General features: G+C 61.6%; 21 protein-coding genes and 1 other RNA gene. 9 read left to right on the top strand and 13 right to left on the bottom strand.

All coding sequences use genetic code 11. The features are described 5' to 3' along the window. Positions 1-5 precede the first annotated feature (5 nt). Genes BLS57_RS00670 through clpS form a run of 3 tightly spaced genes read right to left on the bottom strand, consistent with a single transcriptional unit; the run spans position 6 to position 2,145 of the window. Positions 6-806, bottom strand: a complete 801-nt coding sequence (locus tag BLS57_RS00670; RefSeq protein WP_093738160.1) for an SDR family NAD(P)-dependent oxidoreductase — start codon at positions 804-806, stop codon at positions 6-8. Between the two features lie 19 nt (positions 807-825). Further along, on the bottom strand, positions 826-1,818 hold the full coding sequence (locus BLS57_RS00675; protein WP_093738162.1) for a class I SAM-dependent methyltransferase: 993 nt from the start codon (positions 1,816-1,818) through the stop codon (positions 826-828). 3 nt (positions 1,819-1,821) lie between these two features. Further along, complete coding sequence (clpS, locus tag BLS57_RS00680) at positions 1,822-2,145, bottom strand: ATP-dependent Clp protease adapter ClpS (RefSeq protein ID WP_093739099.1); 324 nt, start codon at positions 2,143-2,145, stop codon at positions 1,822-1,824. A gap of 157 nt (positions 2,146-2,302) precedes the next feature. On the opposite strand from clpS, the gene BLS57_RS00685 reads away from it, so the two are divergent. Further along, a complete protein-coding gene (locus BLS57_RS00685) occupies positions 2,303-3,010 on the top strand; it encodes an HAD family hydrolase (RefSeq protein WP_093738164.1) in 708 nt (235 codons plus the stop codon). A gap of 254 nt (positions 3,011-3,264) precedes the next feature. Further along, a complete protein-coding gene (locus BLS57_RS00690; RefSeq protein WP_093738166.1) occupies positions 3,265-4,719 on the top strand; it encodes a D-alanyl-D-alanine carboxypeptidase family protein in 1,455 nt (484 codons plus the stop codon). Here BLS57_RS00690 and BLS57_RS00695 read toward each other — a convergent pair. Continuing rightward, entirely contained in the window at positions 4,716-5,606 is an 891-nt protein-coding gene (locus tag BLS57_RS00695; RefSeq protein ID WP_093738168.1) for a LysR family transcriptional regulator, read from the bottom strand. The genes BLS57_RS00690 and BLS57_RS00695 overlap by 4 nt on opposite strands. A 295-nt stretch (positions 5,607-5,901) precedes the next feature. Between BLS57_RS00695 and BLS57_RS00700 the strand changes: the two genes are divergently transcribed. Continuing rightward, positions 5,902-6,171 carry a DUF6552 family protein gene (locus BLS57_RS00700; RefSeq protein ID WP_244153564.1) on the top strand — a complete coding sequence of 90 codons (270 nt, stop codon included), beginning with the start codon at positions 5,902-5,904 and terminating at the stop codon, positions 6,169-6,171. Here the strand turns inward: BLS57_RS00700 and BLS57_RS00705 are convergent. The 6 genes from BLS57_RS00705 to BLS57_RS00730 form a co-directional block, all read right to left on the bottom strand. After that, positions 6,168-7,748 carry an ABC transporter ATP-binding protein gene (locus BLS57_RS00705; RefSeq protein ID WP_093738170.1) on the bottom strand — a complete coding sequence of 527 codons (1,581 nt, stop codon included), beginning with the start codon at positions 7,746-7,748 and terminating at the stop codon, positions 6,168-6,170. The genes BLS57_RS00700 and BLS57_RS00705 overlap by 4 nt on opposite strands. Then, positions 7,745-8,851: an ABC transporter permease gene (locus BLS57_RS00710; protein WP_093738172.1), complete on the bottom strand. Its 1,107-nt coding sequence runs from the start codon at positions 8,849-8,851 to the stop codon at positions 7,745-7,747. Before BLS57_RS00710 ends, BLS57_RS00705 begins: the two co-directional genes overlap by 4 nt. Further along, on the bottom strand, positions 8,851-9,942 hold the full coding sequence (locus BLS57_RS00715; protein ID WP_093738174.1) for a microcin C ABC transporter permease YejB: 1,092 nt from the start codon (positions 9,940-9,942) through the stop codon (positions 8,851-8,853). Before BLS57_RS00715 ends, BLS57_RS00710 begins: the two co-directional genes overlap by 1 nt. A gap of 9 nt (positions 9,943-9,951) precedes the next feature. Beyond that, positions 9,952-11,880: an extracellular solute-binding protein gene (locus tag BLS57_RS00720; protein ID WP_093738176.1), complete on the bottom strand. Its 1,929-nt coding sequence runs from the start codon at positions 11,878-11,880 to the stop codon at positions 9,952-9,954. A gap of 179 nt (positions 11,881-12,059) precedes the next feature. Continuing rightward, on the bottom strand, positions 12,060-12,878 hold the full coding sequence (locus tag BLS57_RS00725) for an alpha/beta fold hydrolase (protein WP_093738178.1): 819 nt from the start codon (positions 12,876-12,878) through the stop codon (positions 12,060-12,062). Between the two features lie 126 nt (positions 12,879-13,004). Further along, positions 13,005-13,505 (bottom strand): c-type cytochrome, encoded by a 501-nt coding sequence (locus tag BLS57_RS00730; RefSeq protein WP_093738180.1) that lies wholly within the window; start codon positions 13,503-13,505, stop codon positions 13,005-13,007. Positions 13,506-13,659: 154 nt separating this feature from the next. On the opposite strand from BLS57_RS00730, the gene BLS57_RS00735 reads away from it, so the two are divergent. Continuing rightward, positions 13,660-14,517, top strand: a complete 858-nt coding sequence (locus BLS57_RS00735; protein WP_093738182.1) for a prephenate dehydratase — start codon at positions 13,660-13,662, stop codon at positions 14,515-14,517. Between the two features lie 19 nt (positions 14,518-14,536). On the opposite strand, the gene BLS57_RS00740 is transcribed toward BLS57_RS00735, so the two are convergent. Continuing rightward, on the bottom strand, positions 14,537-15,010 hold the full coding sequence (locus BLS57_RS00740; RefSeq protein WP_093738184.1) for an SRPBCC family protein: 474 nt from the start codon (positions 15,008-15,010) through the stop codon (positions 14,537-14,539). A gap of 56 nt (positions 15,011-15,066) precedes the next feature. Next, complete coding sequence (nudC, locus tag BLS57_RS00745; RefSeq protein ID WP_093738186.1) at positions 15,067-16,035, bottom strand: NAD(+) diphosphatase; 969 nt, start codon at positions 16,033-16,035, stop codon at positions 15,067-15,069. Positions 16,036-16,185: 150 nt separating this feature from the next. On the opposite strand from nudC, the gene ffs reads away from it, so the two are divergent. Further along, positions 16,186-16,283: signal recognition particle sRNA small type (gene ffs / locus BLS57_RS00750), an RNA gene on the top strand. 253 nt (positions 16,284-16,536) lie between these two features. Here ffs and ypfJ read toward each other — a convergent pair. Then, on the bottom strand, positions 16,537-17,370 hold the full coding sequence (gene ypfJ, locus BLS57_RS00755; RefSeq protein ID WP_093738188.1) for a KPN_02809 family neutral zinc metallopeptidase: 834 nt from the start codon (positions 17,368-17,370) through the stop codon (positions 16,537-16,539). Positions 17,371-17,433: 63 nt separating this feature from the next. On the opposite strand from ypfJ, the gene BLS57_RS00760 reads away from it, so the two are divergent. From BLS57_RS00760 to recR, 4 genes are all read left to right on the top strand, one after another. Continuing rightward, positions 17,434-17,796 carry a YidH family protein gene (locus tag BLS57_RS00760; RefSeq protein WP_093738190.1) on the top strand — a complete coding sequence of 121 codons (363 nt, stop codon included), beginning with the start codon at positions 17,434-17,436 and terminating at the stop codon, positions 17,794-17,796. 78 nt (positions 17,797-17,874) lie between these two features. Then, positions 17,875-19,623 (top strand): DNA polymerase III subunit gamma/tau, encoded by a 1,749-nt coding sequence (locus tag BLS57_RS00765; RefSeq protein WP_093738192.1) that lies wholly within the window; start codon positions 17,875-17,877, stop codon positions 19,621-19,623. A gap of 52 nt (positions 19,624-19,675) precedes the next feature. Beyond that, positions 19,676-20,020, top strand: coding sequence for a YbaB/EbfC family nucleoid-associated protein (locus tag BLS57_RS00770; RefSeq protein ID WP_067624876.1), 345 nt, complete (start codon positions 19,676-19,678; stop codon positions 20,018-20,020). A 54-nt stretch (positions 20,021-20,074) separates the two neighbouring features. Further along, positions 20,075-20,668 carry a recombination mediator RecR gene (gene recR, locus BLS57_RS00775; protein WP_093738194.1) on the top strand — a complete coding sequence of 198 codons (594 nt, stop codon included), beginning with the start codon at positions 20,075-20,077 and terminating at the stop codon, positions 20,666-20,668. Positions 20,669-20,740: the final 72 nt, after the last annotated feature.

A 20,740-nucleotide genomic window follows, 5' to 3' on the forward strand; every position in this document is an offset into this window, starting at 1 on the left:
GCTTCTTAATGCGCGGGGGCCGACACCACGTCGAGCAACGTGCGGCCACCGTCGATCGTCATAATCTCACCCGTCATAAAGCCGGAGCTTTCCGCAGCGAGGAACTGTACAGCTTCACAAAGCTCGTTCGGTCCGGCGATGCGTCCCAAGGGCGTATGCGCCCGAATGTCATCGCGCCAGTCGCGGTTCTCGGCCACCGCAGCGCGCAGGGAGGCGCTCATTACGGAGCCGAAAGAGATCGCGTTCACCCGAATACGGTGGGGGGCGAGCACCAACGCCAGCGAACGCGTCATCTGTTGAACCGCCGCCGAAGCGATGGAATACCCCATCAAATCCGGCTGGTGCTGTCGCGCGGCGATGGAGCTGAGGTTGATGATCGACCCCACTTGCCCCTCGGTCTGCCCCTCGGCCTGTTTCATCATACGCCGGGCGACCTGTTGCGAGAGTTGCAGTGCGGTCATCAGGTTTTGCTGAAGCAGCATTTCAACCGACGTGTCTTCGACGTCCAGCGGATCGGTCGGCATGACTTGGCGCGAGGCGTTAACGAGGATGTCCACCTGATCATAGGCGTCGATGGTCGCCGACACGAGATTGGCGATGGTCAGACGTTGGCGCAGATCCCCTGCGAAGACGCGGATGTTGCCTTCATCGGGCGTGTCGCCCAACTCTTCCATCAGTTTTTTTTCGTTGGAATCCGCGCACATCACATTGGCGCCGCGGTCAGCCAAGTGCCGGGCGATGGCAAGGCCGATGCCGTCTGCTGCACCGGTGATGATGGCCGTTTTGCCGGAGATTGAGAATGACATCGGGAAGCTCCCTTTTGGCTCAGCGGCGGCGGGTCAGCGGGCGGGTGGCGTGGAACAGTTTGAACCGCGCATCGCCGCCGAGTTCCGCCACCTGCGCAAAGCGTTTTTTCAGTTCCGCTTCATAGGGCAGATGCCGGTTGGCAACCATCCAGAGGTCGCCCTGCCCCGACAGGATACGTGCAGCGGCGGCGACGAAGGCTTGCCCGATCTGCGGCTCTGCGGCGCGACCTGTGTGGAAGGGTGGGTTCATCACCACCGTATCCATCCGGTGCGGCGGCTCCCATTTGGTGGCATCCTCCCAATGGAACACGGCGCGGCTGTCGGTGACATTGTGGCGCGCGCATTCCAGCGCCAGATGTCCGGCCTCGACCAGATGCACGGCTTTCACCTTGGGTCGCGTCAGCACATGTGCCGATAGAAAGCCCCAGCCCGCGCCCAAATCCGCGACCTCGGAGCCGAGGTTGTCAGGCAGCACATCCACCAACAGCGCAGAGGCCAGATCAACGCCATCCGCCGAGAACACCCCCGGCCCGGTCCAAAAGCCGCCTTCGGTCTGCGCCGGACCTGCTTCCCAATCGGTGAAGAAATCGCTGGCGCCCGCGTCGATCCAATAAAGCTTGCCGTGCGCTTTGGAGATGGGCCCGTGTACCGTCACCCGCGCGCGCATCTCACGCAGGATCGAATCCGCGCCATCGGTTTTCTGGCCGTCCACCACGACCGGCCCGTCGCTCACCGCGCAGGCCTGCGCGATCAAGGCACGGGCTTCGTGTTTGGCGCGGGGCAGACAGACGATGGCGGCGGCGTAATGGCCCTCGACCGAATGGGCGGCCTCATACCCTCGCGCGATCCACGAGTCATAAGCAGGTTTGAAATCATGAATGATCTTGCAGCGCTCAGGCGGCAGATCGGCCAGGTCGGCATCTGCCGGGGGCTGAAACACGGCGATCACGCCTTCATCGGGCAGTTCCAGCCCACCGCCGTTCAGGGCCAGTTCCAATCGCGGATCAATCACGTGTTATTCTTCTTTTTCCATAGTGCATTGCAGCGGATGCTGGTGTCGGCGCGCGAAGTCCATCACCTGCGCGACTTTCGTCTCGGCGATCTCGTGGCTAAAGACACCGACCACGGCCAGCCCCTTTTTGTGCACAGTCAGCATGATCTCAAACGCCTGCGCGTGATTCAGGCCAAAGAACCGCTCCAATACGAGAACGACGAACTCCATCGGGGTGAAGTCGTCATTCAGCAGCATCACCTTATACATCGGTGGGCGTTTGGTCTTGGGTCGGGTCTTGGTCAGCAGATCGGTTTCGTCATCATCTTGCGGACCATTCGCCATCATCCGCCAGCCCGGCGTGTACCGGTCTGCTGTCTGTATCGTCCAATCTGCCTTCGGGTCGTCACGGTGCATTGCTGCTCCTGCGGGTGAGGGGTGAAGCTTGTTCGTTGTGCAGGCGTCTATATAACCCCTGAACCGTTTTAGGAAAGAGGCAGCACAAATGGCCAAGGCACTCACCACAATCGGCTTCGATGCGGATGACACATTGTGGCACAACGAACGCTACTTTGCACTGTCGCATGATCGTTTTGCCGCGCTATTGGCTGAGCACAGCGAGCGGGACCATCTGATGGACCGTCTGCTGGAGGCCGAGAGGCGCAACCTGCCGCATTACGGCTACGGCATCAAAGGCTTTACCCTGTCGATGATCGAGACCGCGATCGAGGTCACGGAGGGTCAGGTGCCCAGTGCCGTTATCAACGATCTGCTCGCCGCCGGACGCGAGATGTTGGAGCACCCGATTGAATTGCTACCGCATGTTGAGGATGTGTTGGAGAATCTCATGGGACAGTACCGGTTGCTCGTTATCACCAAAGGCGACCTCTTGGACCAAGAGCGCAAGCTGGCCCAATCCGGCCTGCGGGAGCGGTTTGATGCGGTCGAGATCGTCTCGCACAAGACCGAAAATGCGTACCGCGAGATCTTTGCCCGGCACGGCGAAGGGGCGGAATGCGGCCTGATGGTGGGCAATTCCCTCGCCTCGGACGTCCGTCCGATGATCAAGGCCGGGGGTTGGGGCGTACATGTGCCGCACGACCTGACATGGGCCATGGAACACGCCGAACGCCCAACCGAGGCGCCCCGATTCGCGGAAATCGACGACCTCAACGGCCTGCCGGAACTCTTGCGGCGTATAAAAGCGGGGTGACTCGGAAAGAAAAAGCTGACGCGTGACAAATTGCGGCGCAATCGCCTTTCTCACGCCCAATTTTCGCCACATTTACCGCCGATAGTGGTTTGTAGAAAAAGACCCTCTACATGTTGGAGGGAAAATCTGCCGTTTTTACCCTCATCGATAGATTCGCAGACTTCCTCGATCGCCCCGATTGTGGTAACCTGTAACCAATCAACAAATGGTCAGCCGAAAAATCGGCGACCCGAGGCAGTAAAAGGCAGGATACTATGAAGGCTCGGCGCCATCAGCCGGCCCGTTACGGGCTATTTCTCTTCGCAGCTCTCTGGTTTCTGATCGTGGTGCCGCTCAGCGCACTTGCTGCCCCCTACGCAGCCTATGTGATTGACGCCCGAACCGGCAAAGAGCTTCATGCCGAGAACGCCGACACCCGGCTGCACCCTGCCTCATTGACCAAGATGATGACCCTCTACATCGCCTTCCAAGCCGTAGAGCGTGGCGAGCTTTCTCTCGACACGCAGGTCACCATCTCTAAAAACGCCGCTTCCGAGCCTCCTAGCAAATTGGGTATGCGCCCGGGACAGAAAATCGCCCTGCGCTACCTGATCCGCGCCGCCGCTGTAAAATCCGCCAACGATGCCGCCACCGCCATTGGCGAAGCCATCGAAGGCTCCGAGGCCGCCTTTGCCCGCCGGATGAACCGCACGGCCAAACAGCTTGGCATGACGCGCACGACCTTCAAGAACATGCACGGCCTGACCGAAAGTGGTCACCTGTCGACAGCACGTGATATGACCCGCATGGGCCGCCACCTGCTTTATGATTACCCGCAGTACTACAACCTGTTCTCCCGCATCACCGCGGATGCCGGTGTGCGCAAGGTGTCTCATACGAACCGCCGTTTCCTCGGGTCCTACAAGGGCGCGGACGGCATCAAGACGGGCTACACCCGGGCTGCGGGTTTCAACCTGACGGCGTCGGCAGAGCGTGGCAACGAGCGGATCATCGTGACCGTCTTTGGCGGCAAATCAACCGCATCACGCAACGCAAAGGTCGCTGAACTGATGGACCTCGGCTTCCGCCGCGCCCCTTCCAGCGCACCGTTGCGCAAACCGACCCCCCCGGTCTATGCCGACGTCGAAGACACCCCGGGCAGCACCGCTGGCGCCGCGGGCAAAACGATCCGCCTCGTAGGTGCCGTGACCACCTCCAAGCGCCCTCATCTGCGCCCCCGCAGCGAAGAGGTCTTGGTGGCCACCGCTGTGGCGCCAGAAGCCACAAGTGTTGTATCCAACAGCGACATCACCGCAGCGCTGCGCGAAGCGGTACAGGCCGTGCCCGCAGCACCAGAACCGGCCAAAGAAGAGACCGTTACACTCGCGTCTGCCAAAGCCTCAATCCGCCCCGAGCCGCGCCCTCAGGACGTGACGCTCGCGGTAAAACAGGCTGTGGAGCAGGAAATTGTGACCCGCGTTTCGACCTCCGGTGGACGGCACTGGGGCGTGAACGTGGGCCGCTACCCAAGCCGCTATGCCGCGGAGAAGGTGCTGCTAAAAACCGCATTGGCCGAGATGTCGACCCTCGATGGCACGCTGCGCAAAGTCGTCCAACGCCCGCAGGGGTATGAGGCGAACTTCCTTGGCATGTCGCGCGAAAGCGCTGATCTGGCATGCCGCCGTTTGGCCGCCCGCAATGTCAGCTGCTTCATGATCGGCCCAAGCTAACACCCGCGGAGGGCAGCTTTGCCCTCCCGTCGCAGCCACTTGATGAAGTTGCGCAGCGCTGGCCGCTGCACCCCAGGCCGCGTGACGATATAATAGCCCGCACTGCCCGGCTCCTGCTCCATCAAAGCCACCAGCCTCCCCGCGGCGATATCCCCCTCAGCAAACGCCCGCACCACGACAGCTACCCCCTGCCCGTCCCTTGCCGCGTCCAGCAATAGGTTGCCGGGTAAGCGCATCCAGCCGCGCCTTGGGCCGCGGTCGATGCCCTGCTCCTCCAGCCAGCGCGAGGCTTCGGTGGTGCCGTATTCTTCGAGCCATGGCAGTTCGGCGAGCGCTTTGACGTCTGGCAGTTCACCCGGCCCAACCAGTGAAGGCGCACCCACGACGACCATCGACGAACAGAGCAACATTTCCGCCTCCATCCCCGGCCAGACACCTTTGCCATAGCGCAGGGCGACGTCGATGCCGTCGCTGGATAGGGCCACAACCTCGGGCGTCGGGTTCAGCATCAGATCAACATCGGGATACTGGGCGCGAAACTGAGGCAGCCGTGGCATTAGCCAAGACGCGGCGAAGGTCGGCGTGGTTGAGATATGCAGCGGCCGCGCGTCCTGCACGCCGGTGATCTCCTGTACCGCCTCGATCATACCGCCGAAGCCCGCATGCAGCGCCTCCCCCAGCTTCTCCCCTTCAGGTGTCAATCGCAGCGCCCGCCCGCTGCGGTCCAGGAGGGCAACGTCCAGATGCTCCTCCAACCCCCGCAACTGCTGGCTGATCGCGCCATGGCTCACGCCAAGCGCTGCACCCGCTTTCACAAGATTACCGGTTTCGACAAACGCCGAGAAAGCCCGCAACGCCGAGAGCGGGGGAAGATCGCGCCAATCCATATGTTAGGCCACCTTACATGCGAACAGGATTCGTGACGGGCAGTATTGGCCCGCCCCGCCTATATTAAAAGCACAAACGAACCACGGAGAGTGATCATGTTAGTTCCACTAGACCCTAGAATGCACGTCCGTAAGCGTCGCAATTGCGTCGTCGTCCAAGATTTACCCCATGTACGGGCCAAGCGCCGGCACTGGTGGAACGGCTCCAACACGCGCTGCATCGACTTGTTCGAACTGTAAGCCAACCTGCGTTGTCATCCCCCGCCCCTGCCCTCGACCGATTAAAGGATACGCTATGACCGTGACCGACTATATCCCCCGCCTTCCCGCTTCCCGCATCTTTCACCGCGACAATCTGGTGACGGGCATCAAATGGGGCGCCTCACTGGTGCAAATTGCAGGCTACACCGCCACAGCAATGGGGTTCACGCCGCTCAACATCTATCTGTTTCTCATCGGATTGGTCGGCTGGTTTGCTGTCGGCGTGTTCTGGCGCGACCGGGCCATCATGCTGATCCACGTCGTTGCCCTAGGCGCCATGCTGGTTGGGCTCGCGGGCAGCTAGCCTGCCGCCTGCAACAGCGTCCGCGTGTACTCAGTCTGCGGGTTGTCATAAAGCGCATCAACGTTGCCATATTCCACCACGTCACCGCGCTTCATCACCATCACCTTGTGCGACATCGCGCGCACGACTTTAAGGTCATGGCTGATGAAGAGATAGGCCAGACCGTATTTCACCTGCAACCGCCGCAGCAGATCGACGATCTGCACCTGCACGGTCATATCCAGCGCCGAAGTCGGCTCGTCCAGCACCAGCAGTTTGGGCCGCAGCACCATGGCACGGGCAATAGCGATACGCTGACGCTGCCCGCCTGAGAACTCATGCGGGTAGCGGTCCATCGTGGCGGGATCGAGCCCGACCTCGGTCATCACCTCGGCCACCAATTCGCGCTTGTCCCGGCCCTTGTCGACCTTATGAATCGCCAGTCCCTCGGCAATGATCTGAAAGCAGGTCATGCGCGGGCTGAGCGAGCCAAAGGGGTCTTGGAAAACGATCTGCATATCCGCGCGCAGGCGGCGCAACTGACGGGTGGAATATTTGCGCAGGTCTTCGCCGCGAAAGGTCACCTCCCCTTCTGAGCCAATCAGCCGCATGATTGCTAGCGCCAGCGTGGTCTTGCCCGAGCCGCTTTCGCCAACGATGCCCAAGGTCTCGCCTGCGCGGACCGAGAGGCTCGTGTCATTGACGGCCTGCACATGACCCACGGTGCGGCGCAGCAGGCCCTTTTGGATCGGAAACCAGACCTTGAGGTTGTCGGTGCGCAGCACCTCGGGTGCGTCATCGGCGACCGGTTCCGGCGAACCCGTCGGCTCGGCACTCAGCAGCTTTTGCGTGTAGGGATGCTGCGGATTGTCGAAAATCTCCCCCGTGGGCCCCTCTTCGACCACCAAACCCTTTTGCATCACAAAGACCCGGTCCGCGATGCGCCGCACGATGCCGAGGTCATGGGTGATGAACAACAGCCCCATGCCCATCTCATCCTTGAGATCTTTCAGCAGGTCGAGGATCTGCGCCTGAATGGTCACGTCGAGCGCAGTGGTCGGCTCATCCGCGATCAAGATGTCGGGCTTGTTGGCCAGCGCCATGGCGATCATCACCCGCTGCCGCTGCCCACCCGACAGCTGGTGCGGATAGGCCCCCATCCGACTCTCGGCGTCATTGATGCCGACCTGTTGCAGCAGGCTCAGCACCCGCGCACGGGCTTCGGCGCCCTGCAGCCCTTGGTGCAGCGCCAGCGATTCAGCGAGCTGCTTTTCGATTGTGTGCAGCGGGTTGAGCGAGGTCATCGGCTCTTGGAAGATGAACGAGATGTCATTGCCGCGCACCTTTTGCAGCAGCTTTTCATCCGCCCCGATCATTTCTTGCCCGTCATAGGTGACCGAGCCGCTGACCTGCGCGCTGTCGCCCAGCAGCGAGACCGTCGAAAGCGCCGAGACCGACTTGCCCGAGCCACTTTCGCCCACCAGCGCCACGGTCTCGCCGCGGTTCACGGCAAAGCTGACGCCGCGCACGGCGGGGATCAGTTGACCGTCCTGCCGGAAGGAAACTTGCAGGTCTTTGACGTCCAAAAGCGCAGTCACGAGAAGGTCTTTCTGGGGTCGAATGCGTCGCGGATGCCTTCAAAGATAAAGACCAGCAGCGACAGCATGATGGCAAAGGTAAAGAAGGCCGAGAAGGCCAGCCAAGGCGCTTGCAGGTTCTGCTTGGCCTGTAGCGTCAACTCGCCCAGCGAGGGGGCCGAGGACGGCAAGCCGAAGCCGAGGAAGTCCAGCGTCGCCAGCGTGGAGATCGTGCCGGTGATGATAAACGGCAGCATCGTCAGCGTCGCCACCATCGCATTGGGCAGCATGTGGCGCAGCATGATGGAGCCATTGCCGACCCCAAGGGCTCGGGCCGCACGGACATATTCAAGGTTGCGCGCGCGCAGGAACTCGGCGCGCACCACGCCCACCAGTGCTGTCCATGAGAAGAGCACCAAAAGGATCACCAAGAGCCAGAAACTTCGGCCCAGAATGGCGAACATGATGATGATGACGTAGAGCGACGGGGTCGACGACCAAATCTCGATGATCCGCTGAAAGATCAGGTCGAGCCAGCCGCCGAAGAATCCCTGCACCGCGCCTGCCAAGATGCCGATGATTGAGGCCGCGCCGGTGACGATCAGCGTGAAGACCACCGAGAGCCTAAACCCATGGATCACCCGCGCCATGACATCGCGTTTGGTGCCATCGGTGCCGAGCCAGTTTTGCCCATTGGGCGGCAGCGGGGCGGCGCCGGGGCGGTCCACGGCAGTGTTAAAGGAATAGGGAATGACCGGCCAGATCGCCCAGCCCTTGTCGATCGTTTCGCCTTCGACCTCGCCATCCTCGGCGTCGATGATATAGCCTTCGGGATCGTCAAAACAGGCCTCCAGCCCGCCGGTGGCAATCAGGCAACGCACCTCTGGGTCGCGGTAGGCGGCTTCGGTCTGGAAGTCGCCGCCAAAGGCGGTCTCGGGGTAGAAGTTGAAGATCGGCGTGTAATAGTCGCCGCGGTAGTTCACGAGGATCGGTTTGTCGTTGGCGACGAACTCCGCAAAGAGCGAAATGCCAAACAGGATCGCGAAAATCCACAGCGACCAATAGGCCCGCCGGTTCGCAGTGAAATTGCGCCAGCGGCGTTGGTTCAGGGGGGACAGCGCCATCAGCCTTCCCTCTTCTCAAAATCAATGCGCGGATCGACCAGCACATACATCATGTCCGACAGGATGCCGACGACAAGGCCGATCAGGCCAAAGATGAACAGCGTGCCAAAGACAATCGGATAGTCCCGCGCCACGGCGGCTTCAAAGCCGAGGCGGCCCAGCCCGTCGAGACTAAAGATTGTCTCGATGATGATCGAGCCCCCGAAAAAGACCGAGATGAACACCGCCGGGAAACTGGCAATCACGATCAGCATCGCGTTGCGGAAGACATGGCCGTAGAGCACCTTGCGCTCCGACAGGCCCTTGGCGCGGGCGGTGATGACATATTGCTTTTTGATCTCATCCAGAAAGCTGTTCTTGGTCAGCAGCGTCAGCGTGGCAAAGGCCGAGATCGTCGAGGCCAGCACCGGCAGAGTGATGTGCCAGAAGTAATCGGCGACCTTGCCCAAGGGGCTGAGACTGTCGAAGTTGTCCGAGGTCAGGCCCCTAAGCGGGAAGACCTGCCAATAAGACCCGCCCGCGAAGAGCACCAGAAGCAGGATCGCGAAGAGAAAGCCGGGGATCGCATAGGCGGCGATGATCGCGCCCGAGGTCCATGTGTCAAACCGGCTGCCGTCACGCACCGCTTTGCGGATGCCAAGCGGGATCGAGATCAGATGCGCGATCAGCGTCGACCAGAGCCCCAGCGTGATCGAGACAGGCAGCTTTTCCTTAATCAGGTCGATCACGCTGATGGCGCGGAAGTAACTCTCGCCGAAATCCAAGCGCATGTAATTCCACAGCATGTGAAAGAAGCGCTCGACGGGCGGCTTGTCGAAGCCGAACTCCTTCTCCAACTCTTCGATCAACTCAGGTGGCAGCCCCCGCGCGCCCACATAGGTGCTGTCAGAGCCGCGCGCCATGGTATCGACGCCCGCGTCATTGTTGCCACCAGCAAAGCCGCCAAAGACGTCTCCGCCACCCTGAATACGGGCGATGGCCTGCTCTACCGGGCCGCCGGGCACGAATTGCACTAAGGCAAAGTTGACCAGCATGATACCGAACAACGTCGGGATCACCAGCAACAGCCGTCTGAGAATATACGAGCCCATGAAGTCGCTTTACCGCAAGGCGCCTGAGGCACGCAATTGGTCTGCGCCCTCTTTGTCGAACCACCAAAAATCAAGGTAGCCCAAGGCATAGGGCGGGATTTCATCGGGGTGGTCGTATTGGTCGTAATAGGCGACCCAATAGCTGTCATTGTACCACGTTGGGATCATGAAAAACTCATGCCGCAACGCACGGTCAAGCGCCATGAGAGCGGCGTCTTCCTCTTCGGCGGTCTCGGCATCCAGCGAGGCTTCGATGATCGCGTCGACCAGCGGGCTGGCAAGGCCAGCAGGGTTGAAGAGCGAGAATTCCGCGGCCTCCGACCCATAGCGCTGCGCGAGGCCAGTGCCGGTGCCAAGGAAGGCAGCATAGGCGTCATAGATCATGTCGTAATCGCGGTCGCGTTCGCGGGCGGTGTATTGCGAACTGTCGACCTTCTCCAGCCGCGCGTCGATGCCGATGGAGGTCAGGTTGGCGACAAAATTCTCAATCACAGCGGAAATCGTCGGCGACCCGGAGGAGTTCATCAAGAAGTTCAGCCGCAGCGGTTCGCCCGCCTCGTTGACGCGCATGCCGTTTTGCACGGTCCAGCCTGCCTCTTCCAACAGCTTAGATGCCCGACGCGCATTGCGGCGGTCCAGCAGACGGCTGGGGTCAGAGCTATGCGGCACGACGGCGGGCTCCGTCAGCAGTTCAGCAGGCACCAGATCGCCAAGGCTTTCCAGCAGCGCCAGTTCAGCCCCTTCGGGCGCGCCTTGGGCCATCAGCGGGGTGTCTTGAGTGAAGGAGGCGCGGTGGCTGAAGAGCCCGTATTGCAGCGACTCATTGGTCCATTCAAAGTTGAACATCAGGGCCACGGCTTCGCGCACGCGGCGGTCCTGCAGCGCCTCGCGGCCGAGGTTGAAGATGATACCGGAAGGCGTGGGGGGCGAGCCGTCGGGCAGTTCGGCCTTTACGATGTCGCCGTCGGTCACTTTGGAAAAGTCATAGCCCGTCGCCCATTTCTTGGAATCGCCCTCGGCGCGAAAGGTATATTCACCCGCCTTGAAAGCCTCAAAGGCCGAGGTGTCGTCGCTGATGATCTCCAGCCGGATACGGTCAAAGTTCATACGGCCCCGGTTGATCGGCAGGTCCTTGCCCCAGTAGTCGGGGTTGCGCTTCAGTACGATGCGCTTGGTCAGATCGACGCTTTCGACCATATAGGCGCCAGATCCGGGGGGCGGGTCCATCCAGCTGTCTTTCAGACCGTTTCCGGTTTCCTCAAACCACTTCTTCGGCCAAGCAGGCACGCCGCCCACGGTTTCAATCAGGCTGCGGCGCGAGATATCGTCGGCGAAGGTGAACTTGACGGTGTGATCGTCCAGCGCCTCGACCTCGGGGATACGTTTGCGTACGGCGTCAGCGTAGGATTTCAGCCCCTCGTCCAAGAGCAAGTTGTGCGAAAAAACGATGTCATGTGCGGTGACGGGCGTGCCGTCGGAAAACTTCGCCTCGGGGCGCATGTTGAAGATGACCCAAGATTTGTCTTCGGGGTACTCAAGGCTCTCACACAGCAGGCAGTAGCTTTCGCCGTAGACATCCGCGGGCAAAGGCTCACCCGAGGGCGCCTCGCCCAGCAGGCTCTCAAACCCGAAGATCGAAAACAGATGCGCCCGGCCCTTGCCCGAATAGGGGTTCATCGAATCGAGCGTGCCAACGAAGGGCAACGAAATCTCACCGCCTTTGGGGGCGTCGGGGTTCACATAGTTGAAATGCTCGAAATCCGCCGGGTAGGTCAGGTCGCCATAAAACGAATACCCGTGGCTCTTGATGATCTTCTGCTCCTGTGCAGAGGCGACACCCGCCATCAGGACGAGCACCGTCAATATCATCGTCGATACCCAAAGCGGCAGGCTATGGTCCGATTGACGGGTCGCGGCGCGGGTCTGGGCTCGGGGCATAGGGTACTCCTTGGCGGGGCATAGTCCGGATCATTGCGTCATGTAGGCTAACGCTGTGATGCGCCAAGATACAAGTTGCGAATATGTTAGGTTCGCAGTCTGCGCGGTAGATTGCAAAACCGCCGCTGCCCGAGGGGAACAGCGGCGGTTCGAAAATTTTCTTAAGTGCGCACCTGCCCTTAGCCATCGACCGTTTGGATCAGGGCATTGATTTCTTCTGCGATGATCTTCGGATGGTCCTCCGGCGTGAAGTGCTTGCCGCCTTCGATCCGCCGGAGCGGCGCACGCAGGTCTTCCGCCAGCCGTTCGCCATATTCGATCTTTTGAAACTCATCCGCTGCGCCCCAAACGATCCGCGCGGGCATCGTGAGGGTTGGCAGTTGATCCGCAATCGCTTTGGTGTCCTCCACATCAAGAGACTGCGCCTGACGGACAAAGGCTTCGGCTTCCCCATGCGCTTCGTAATGCGGGGCATGGGCTTCATAGGCGGACTCGGCTGCGGCGTCGGTCTCATGTCCTTTGGAGAACATCATTTTCAGCAGCTGGTGGAATGACCCATCGGGCGCATGTTTGGTGATGCTGCCGGTCTTGGCCACTGCGCTGACCAGGGGCACCGGCCAGGAGTCATAACTGATCGCGTTGGTAAGCAGCAGGCCCGAGACCATTTCCGGGTGCCGTACCGCCGCGATCTGCGCGACGCCGCCGCCGAGGTCATGGGCGGCGAGGATCGCGCGCTCGATGCCTTGGCCCTTCATCCACGCGACGAGGTAATCGGCCTGCGCGGAGATCGAGATATCGCGGCCTTCACCCTGCGGGATCGACGCGCCATAGCCGGGCATCTCCCACGCCAGAACGCGCCGCCCCTGAATGAGAGGCGCCACGTCGCGCCAGAGTTTGGGACAGGTGGGGATGCCGTGCAGCAGGACGACCGGATCGCCTGATCCCATCTCCTCCCAACGCATTTCGATGCCATTCACGGTGGTTGTATGACTTTGCATATCGGGGCTCCTGATCGCTTGGGTTGCGTTCAAGGTCCAACACGCGCTTGGCGAAACCGTTCCGATCCCCCCAAACGCAAAAGCCGCCCCGAAGGGCGGCTCTCACTTACGCAGTGATGCGTTCTATTAGTTTGAAACGCTTTGCAGATAGGCAATCACGTCCGCGCGGTCTTCGACCTTGCGCAGGCCCGCGAAGCCCATTGTTGTGCCGGGCGCGTAGCCCTTGGGGCTCTGCAGGAAGGCGCTGAGTTCTTCCGGGGTCCAAGCACCATCGATCGAGGACAGCGCGCCGGAGTAGCCAAAGCCATCAACTGCTGCGATGTCGCGGCCAACCACACCGTCGAGGTGCGGGCCGGTGGCGTTGGTGCCGTCGACCTTGTGGCAAGCGGCGCATTTGCGGAAAACTTTGGAGCCGCTGTCGGCATCGGCTTCGGCCATGATGGCTTCGAAATCAACTTCTTCAGCGCCTTCGTCACCGCCGGCATCAGCCACTTCGATGACATAGGATGGCTCGCCATGCGCGTCGGCGTGGTAAATCTCTTCACCCGCCCATTTGCCCAGCAGAAGTACCAACCAGGCGCCAAACACGCCGGCTGCGATTTTGGTCAGGGTCATTGTATCGAACATGCGTCAGGGTCCATCACTTGGTATTGGCACCATGGCCGGGCCATGGTTTTTGGCGTCGTTGCAGGCGTATCTATTGCTTTCCCTTGGCGCAGGCAAGGTGTAGTTACCGCGACCAATTGACCAACTCCGCACCGTTGCTTTCAGGATGCTGCCCATGACCTCCCAGACCACCCCGCGCATCGCCTTCCAAGGAGCGCTTGGCGCCTATAGTCACGAAGCCTGCCTGCAAGCCGCGCCCGACATGGAGCCGGTGCCCTGCCAGTCTTTCGAAGGGGTGATCCGCGCCGTGCGCGAGGGGCGTGCTGATTTGGCGATGCTGCCGGTGGAGAACACGACCTATGGCCGGGTGGCCGATATTCACCGTCTGCTGCCGGAAAGCGGGCTGCATATCATTGGGGAAGCTTTCGTGCGGGTGCGCATCGCACTGATGGCACGCCCGGGCGCAGCGCTGTCTGACATTAAACACGTGCGTGCGCATCTGGTGCTGCTGCCGCAGGCGCGTAGTTTCTTACAAAAACACAGCATCACCTCAGAACCGGCCGCCGACTCAGCCGGGGCGGCTGCGGAACTCGCCGCGTCGGGCAACTTGTCTGACGGCGTATTGGCGAGCGAAGTGGCAGCCGAAATTCACGGGCTCGACGTATTAGCCCGGGATATTGAGGATTTGGACCACAACACCACGCGCTTTCTGCTGATGGCGCAGGAGATTGACCTTACCCGCCGCGCCGAGCGGATGCTGACGACCTTTGTTTTTGAGGTGCGCAACATCCCTGCCGCGCTTTACAAGGCGATGGGTGGTTTCGCGACGAATGGCGTCAACATGACCAAGCTGGAAAGCTATATGGTCGGCGGGTCGTTCACCGCGACGCAGTTCTACGCAGACATCGAGGGCCATCCGGAAGACCCGGCGGTAAAACGCGCGCTCGATGAGTTGGGGTATTTCACCAATATGCTGGAGATCCTCGGCGTCTACCCCGCCCACCCGGACCGGGGCGATCCGTCAGGGATGTGACAGGGCAGCCCTGAGGGTGTCAGGCTTGAACGCTGCGCGCGTGGCGTTCTTCCATGCCGCGGGCGTATTCGGAAACGCGCTGTTTGTATTTCTTGGTCAATGTGGTCTTGGCCAATTTCAACGATTGCACCCATAGCCGGGCCGAAAGGTTCAGCGGCTTGATCTCTAGCGCGACAAGCACCCGCGTACGGTTGCGCGACAGCGCCATTAACTCAAAAGACATCTGTGCCGCCAGACCTGAAGAAAGACTGTCGAGAACCATCTCTTCGGGGCGGTCAAATGTCACCATTTCAACCGTCAGTTCCCGCTTTTTGCCGCGCAGAGGAAAGACCGCTTTCCATGTCATGCCCACACCGGGCTGATGCAGGTTATCGACGCGCTGCACCTCTGCCCCGCGCCGCATGGCGGAACGCTCAAAGCTCTCAAAGTCGCACAACATGTTGAAGACTGCCTCAATCGGCGCTTCGATGTCTTCCTTGGTGGAGAATTTCATCCTGTCCGTTCCAATTCTTCTGCTCGCCGTCTTCCCTATCGTTATGTCAGGGTACGTTAAAGCAATGTATCCGCAAGCCAGTTTTCCAGCAAGAAATGTGCAATCGCCCCGCGCCGTGCGGGCAGCAGGCGGGGATGGGTACCGGCAAAGACGTCCATCATCTCTTCGCGGCTGATCCAAAGCGCGTCATCGATCTCCACCGGGTCGATCGTCAGATCCCGGCTCAGCGCCTCGCCCGCACAACCGAGCATCAGCGACGCCGGAAAAGGCCAAGGTTGGCTGGACAGATAGCGCACAGCACCTACCTCTACACCCGCCTCCTCGAAGACTTCGCGGCGCACGGCGGCCTCCATCGTCTCGCCCGGTTCGACAAAGCCCGCGAGCAGTGAATACATGCCCTCCGGCCAGCCGGGGGAGCGCCCCATCAACACTGAGTTGCCGTGGGTGATCAACATGATGACCACAGGATCGGTGCGGGGGAAATGGGGCGCTCCGCAGGCCGGGCATTGCCGTTGCCAGCCACCTTGGGTGACTTCGCTGACCTCACCGCAGCGCGCGCAATGTCCGTGCGTCTCGTGCCAACCGAGGATCGCCTTACCGCTGGCCGCCAGTTCCGCGTCGCGGGGGGAGAGCCACGTCATCACCCGGCGCAATTCGGCGAAAGCCATGTCATCGCCAAGCAGCGGATGGCGCTGTTCGCTCGGGTCGAGGAAGGCGCCGAGCTGACCTTGGTCCAGCCCTTCGGGCGCCCAGTTTGACAGATCAACTGCGAAACGCGCCGCGCCATCCTCGCGGCCCAGCAGAATCGGTGTGCCGCGGGCCTCTGCCAGCGCGGGGTGGTCCATCGGCAGCCTTGCAAGAGCCGCCGGACGTTCGGGCCGGATAAGCGGCTTGCCACGCCAGAAGACGATGGCGCGGGCGGCTGGGTCCGCCTGCAATGCTGCGAGCGCTGCGGCATCGCCACGCACTTCACCTGCGCGGTCGAGGGCTGACCCTCCGAATGTAACCGTTTCTGCATGGCGCATGATGGATCCGCTCCTTATTGCGGCCAACCCGCTCGGGCAAGCCTTGCCATGGCCGCACGGCCTTCGCAACGTTTTGCGCAGACATAAGCCTGTCACGGCGCGCGTATTTCTGGTGGTTGCACTTTGGCCAGAGCCCACCTATATGGGGCTTGAGAGGTTGGTGCGGGCAGGCGCCTCGCCAACCCGGTCAGATCCGGAAGGAAGCAGCCGTAACGAGCCCCGCTTGGGTCGTTATCAGCCTCTCACCCAAGCACTATTGCAAAGCAATAGTGCGCGCCCCGGCAGTCGTTTCGATGAAACGATGAGAGGGGGGGGTCCTCTCCAGCCATTCGCCGACTTTCAGAAAAGTCTCGCCCGTCGGCACCACGGGCATCGTCCTCCCTCCCCCCGGAGGGCGATTTTGCTACGTATCACGTGCTAGCCACGTCAGCGCCTCTTGTGCCAGCCCAGCCTATTGCGCCCTTTTGATCGCCCCCCAGGGAGGGCGCTGCCCTGACCGCCTTACAGCCGCTCCGCTTCAAACGTATCACAAGCAGCCACCTCCCCCGTCTCGAACCCGCGCTCAAACCACCGCGCGCGCTGCTCAGACGTCCCATGTGTAAAAGTATGCGGCTGCGGCACCTGCCCCGCCTGTCGCTGCAAATGATCGTCGCCAATCATCCGCGCCGCGTTCAGCGCTTCTTGCAGATCGCCCTTCTCCATCAGCCCTTCGACATTCGACGCCCAAATCCCGGAAAAACAATCCGCCATCAACTCCAACCGCACCGTCAGCGCATTCGCCTCAACCTCCGAGGACTGCTGCCGCATCCGGCTCACCTGCGGCAAGACGCCGATCTCATTCTGCACGTGGTGCGCAACCTCATGCGCAATCACATAGGCCGCGGCGAAATCGCCCCCGGCCCCCAGTCGCTGGTCCATCGTGCGAAAGAATGCGACGTCGAGATAGGCCATCCGATCCGCCGGGCAGTAAAACGGCCCCGTCGCACCCGAAGCCCCGCCACAGGCGCTCTGGGTCAAACTGTCAAAGACCACCATCTTCGGCGGTGTATAGGTCTCGCCCAATTGCTCTTGAAAAACGCGAGTCCAAACCTGCTCGGTGGTGGTGAGCACACGGGCGGCGAAATCAACCTGCGGGTCTTCATTCTCGGACAACGGTCGCGACTGCTGCACCTGACCGCCGCCCTGCCCAGTCAGCAGCGGGCTGACATCGACCCCGGTGAAATACCCGATCGCCATGACGGCCAGCACACCGACAAGCCCCAAGCCGCCTGCCTTGCCCGCACCGCCACTGCGCCGAATGATATTCTTGCTCCGTCCGATCCCCCGCAACCGCATCCGCCGTCTCCCGCCATGTCATAGATTATTGCCATATGAACGCGCAGGCCGCTAAATGGTTCAATGAGCGATAAAAATGACCTTGCCGAAGACCGCACCGATTGGGCCGAGGACCGCACGATCCTCGCCAATGAACGCACCTTTGCGGGCTGGATGCGCACCGGCATGGCCGCCGTTGCCGTAGCCATCGGGCTGCGCGCCGTGTTTCGCGAGTTCGAGCCGACATGGGTGGCCAAGGCGGTCTCGTCGGTCTTCATCGCCGCCGCGCTCTATGTCTATTGGGCGGCACAGGCCTCCGCCGCTGACACCCAGAAGCGGTTGAGCGACCATCACGCCAATGCCCAGCCCAATGGGCGGTTAAAAACCTTGGCCATCATCCTCGCTGTCGCTTCTGCCGGGGTGGGCGTGATCCTCTGGATGCTTTGAGCGCGCGCCCAAGCCCGGTGGACGCCACGGCCCGGAGCGCTTAGTTTGCAGCCTTAACCGAATCCGATCTGGGGCATCATGACAGATACATCCGCCTACCGCGTGCTGGCCCGCAAATACCGGCCCGAGACCTTTGCCGATCTTGTCGGCCAAGACGCCATGGTGCGCACCCTAAAGAACGCATTCGCCGCCGACCGGATCGCGCAGGCCTTTGTGATGACGGGCATTCGCGGCACCGGCAAAACGACCACGGCGCGGATCATCGCTAAGGGGATGAACTGCATCGGTCCAGACGGCAACGGCGGGCCGACGACTGACCCTTGCGGCGTTTGTGAGCATTGCACCGCGATCATGGAAGGCCGCCATGTCGATGTGATGGAGATGGACGCCGCCTCGAACACCGGCGTCGCCAACATCCGCGAGATCATCGATTCGGTGCACTACCGCGCGGCCTCGGCCCGTTACAAAGTCTATATCATCGACGAAGTGCACATGCTCTCAACCGGCGCGTTCAACGCGCTGCTAAAGACGCTCGAAGAGCCACCGGAACACGTCAAATTCATCTTTGCCACGACCGAGATCCGCAAGGTGCCGGTGACGGTGCTCTCGCGTTGCCAGCGGTTTGATCTGCGACGGATCGAGCCCGAAGTGATGATCGCCCTGCTGCGCAAGATCGCGACGTCAGAGAACGCTGAGATCACCGACGACGCACTCGCCCTCATCACCCGCGCCGCCGAAGGTTCGGCCCGCGACGCGACCTCGCTGTTGGATCAGGCCATCAGCCATGGGGCAGGCGAGACCGGCGCCGAACAGGTGCGCGCCATGCTGGGTCTGGCCGACCGGGGCCGGGTGTTGGATCTGTTCGATATGGTATTGCGCGGCGATGCGGGCGCTGCTCTGACCGAACTCTCGGCACAATATGCCGATGGGGCCGACCCGATGGCCGTGCTGCGCGATTTGGCGGAGATCACCCATTGGGTCTCGGTCGTGAAGATCACCCCCGACGCCGCCGAAGACCCCACCATCGCCCCCGAAGAACGCGCCCGCGGCCAGCAGATGGCCGAGACGCTGCCGATGCGGGTGCTGACGCGCCTGTGGCAGATGCTGCTCAAGGCACTGGATGAGGTCGCCGCCGCGCCCAATGCGATGATGGCCGCCGAAATGGCCGTGATCCGCCTCACGCATGTCGCCGACCTGCCCTCGCCAGAAGAACTGGTGCGCAAACTGCAAAACAGCTCGCCACCCCCTGCCCCTGTCGGTGGCGGCGGCAACGGTGCCGCGCAGGGCAACCCCGGCGCGCAGGCGGTGCATCAGGCGCAACAGCGCATGGCCTCCAACCCCGGCCCGCAGGGTCAGACCACGGCACTGGCGCAAGACCTCGATGCAGCGCTGGCCCGTTTCCCGACGTTTGAACATGTGGTCGAACTGATCCGCGTAAACCGCGACGTGAAACTGCTGGTCGAGGTCGAAACCTGTGTCCAACTTGCCGCCTATCAGCCGGGCCGGATCGAATTTGTCCCCACCGACGACGCGCCCCGCGATCTGGCGCAGCGCTTGGGCCAAAAGTTGCAACTCTGGACCGGCAACCGCTGGGCGGTCTCGCTGGTCAACGAAGGCGGCGCCGAGACCATCGCACAAATCCGCGATGCTCGCGAACTGGCGCTCAAGGCCAAGGCCAAAGACCACCCGATGATGCAGGCCGTGCTGGCGCAATTCCCCAAGGCCCGGATCACCGCGATCCGCACGCCCGAAGACATCGCCGCCGCCGCCACCGCCGAAGCGCTGCCGGAGGTCGAAGACGAATGGGATCCGTTCGAGGACGGTTGATCCCTGCCCCCGCACGCCACATATAAACGACAACACAACAAGGAGACCCCAAATGCTCAAGGGATTAGGCGGCCTCGGCGATATGGCCGGGATGATGAAAAAAGCGCAGGAAATGCAAGGCAAGATGGCCGAACTGCAAGAGGAGATGCACAACATCACCGTTGAGGGTGAATCCGGTGCGGGCCTCGTGAAAGCGACCTGTAGCGCCAAGGGTGAGTTGAAAGGCCTCGATATCGACCCGTCGATCTTTAACAAGGACGAAAAAGAGGTGGTCGAAGACCTGATCCTCGCCGCCATCAAAGACGCCCAGAGCAAAGCCTCGGATCGTGCGCAAGCCGAGATGAGCAAGCTGACCGAAGGCATGGGCCTGCCCGCAGGTATGAAACTGCCCTTCTAAACGGTTGGGGCGGAAACGCCCCTCCCCTTCCTTTTTCCCCACAGGTGCCCCGCCTTGAGCTCAACCCGCGACATTGACGCCCTGATCGAGCTGATGGCGAAACTGCCCGGCCTCGGCCCCCGCTCGGCCCGGCGCGCGGTGCTGCACCTGATCCGCAAGCGGGCGCTGCTGCTCACCCCTCTGTCAGATCTGATGCAAACCGTCGCCGTCACGGCGCGGGAATGTCTGAACTGCGGCAACGTCGGCACGGCTGACGTTTGCGATATCTGCACATCGGAGAAACGCGCCAACGGTGAGCTTTGCGTGGTCGAAGATGTGGCCGACCTCTGGGCCATGGAACGCTCGGGCGTGTTCAAGGGGCGCTATCATGTGCTGGGCGGGACACTGTCTGCGCTCGATGCCATCGGCCCGCAGGAATTGCGCATCCCGAGATTGGTGGACCGGATCGATACCGAAAGCGTGACGGAAGTGATCCTCGCGCTCAACGCCACGATCGACGGACAAACCACCGCACATTACATCGCGGACCAACTGGAAGGCCGCGTTCGGCTCACATCGCTCGCGCAGGGCGTTCCGATTGGCGGTGAGTTGGATTACCTCGACGATGGCACGATCACCGCCGCGATGCACGCGCGCAAGTCGCTTTAAGCCACCCCGGAATCAAAGCGGGCCGCCTGCTCCTCCCAAAGCTGGCGGCCCTTTTCCGGGGCGACGCTAATC

The sequence above is a fragment of the Sulfitobacter delicatus genome (genome assembly GCF_900102535.1).
GTDB classification, from domain to species: Bacteria; Pseudomonadota; Alphaproteobacteria; order Rhodobacterales; family Rhodobacteraceae; genus Sulfitobacter; species Sulfitobacter delicatus.

Coding starts and splice junctions, on each gene's coding strand:
- BLS57_RS00690 (WP_093738166.1), top strand. CDS start 3,265: ATGAAGGCTCGGCGCCATCAGCCGGCCCGTTACGGGCTATTTCTCTTC.
- BLS57_RS00770 (WP_067624876.1), top strand. CDS start 19,676: ATGCTCAAGGGATTAGGCGGCCTCGGCGATATGGCCGGGATGATGAAA.
- BLS57_RS00760 (WP_093738190.1), top strand. CDS start 17,434: ATGAGCGATAAAAATGACCTTGCCGAAGACCGCACCGATTGGGCCGAG.
- BLS57_RS00765 (WP_093738192.1), top strand. CDS start 17,875: ATGACAGATACATCCGCCTACCGCGTGCTGGCCCGCAAATACCGGCCC.
- nudC (WP_093738186.1), bottom strand. CDS start 16,035: ATGCGCCATGCAGAAACGGTTACATTCGGAGGGTCAGCCCTCGACCGC.
- BLS57_RS00720 (WP_093738176.1), bottom strand. CDS start 11,880: ATGCCCCGAGCCCAGACCCGCGCCGCGACCCGTCAATCGGACCATAGC.
- BLS57_RS00685 (WP_093738164.1), top strand. CDS start 2,303: ATGGCCAAGGCACTCACCACAATCGGCTTCGATGCGGATGACACATTG.
- BLS57_RS00700 (WP_244153564.1), top strand. CDS start 5,902: ATGACCGTGACCGACTATATCCCCCGCCTTCCCGCTTCCCGCATCTTT.
- BLS57_RS00740 (WP_093738184.1), bottom strand. CDS start 15,010: ATGAAATTCTCCACCAAGGAAGACATCGAAGCGCCGATTGAGGCAGTC.
- clpS (WP_093739099.1), bottom strand. CDS start 2,145: ATGATGGCGAATGGTCCGCAAGATGATGACGAAACCGATCTGCTGACC.
- BLS57_RS00710 (WP_093738172.1), bottom strand. CDS start 8,851: ATGGCGCTGTCCCCCCTGAACCAACGCCGCTGGCGCAATTTCACTGCG.
- BLS57_RS00735 (WP_093738182.1), top strand. CDS start 13,660: ATGACCTCCCAGACCACCCCGCGCATCGCCTTCCAAGGAGCGCTTGGC.
- BLS57_RS00670 (WP_093738160.1), bottom strand. CDS start 806: ATGTCATTCTCAATCTCCGGCAAAACGGCCATCATCACCGGTGCAGCA.
- BLS57_RS00730 (WP_093738180.1), bottom strand. CDS start 13,505: ATGTTCGATACAATGACCCTGACCAAAATCGCAGCCGGCGTGTTTGGC.
- BLS57_RS00695 (WP_093738168.1), bottom strand. CDS start 5,606: ATGGATTGGCGCGATCTTCCCCCGCTCTCGGCGTTGCGGGCTTTCTCG.
- BLS57_RS00715 (WP_093738174.1), bottom strand. CDS start 9,942: ATGGGCTCGTATATTCTCAGACGGCTGTTGCTGGTGATCCCGACGTTG.
- ypfJ (WP_093738188.1), bottom strand. CDS start 17,370: ATGCGGTTGCGGGGGATCGGACGGAGCAAGAATATCATTCGGCGCAGT.
- BLS57_RS00725 (WP_093738178.1), bottom strand. CDS start 12,878: ATGCAAAGTCATACAACCACCGTGAATGGCATCGAAATGCGTTGGGAG.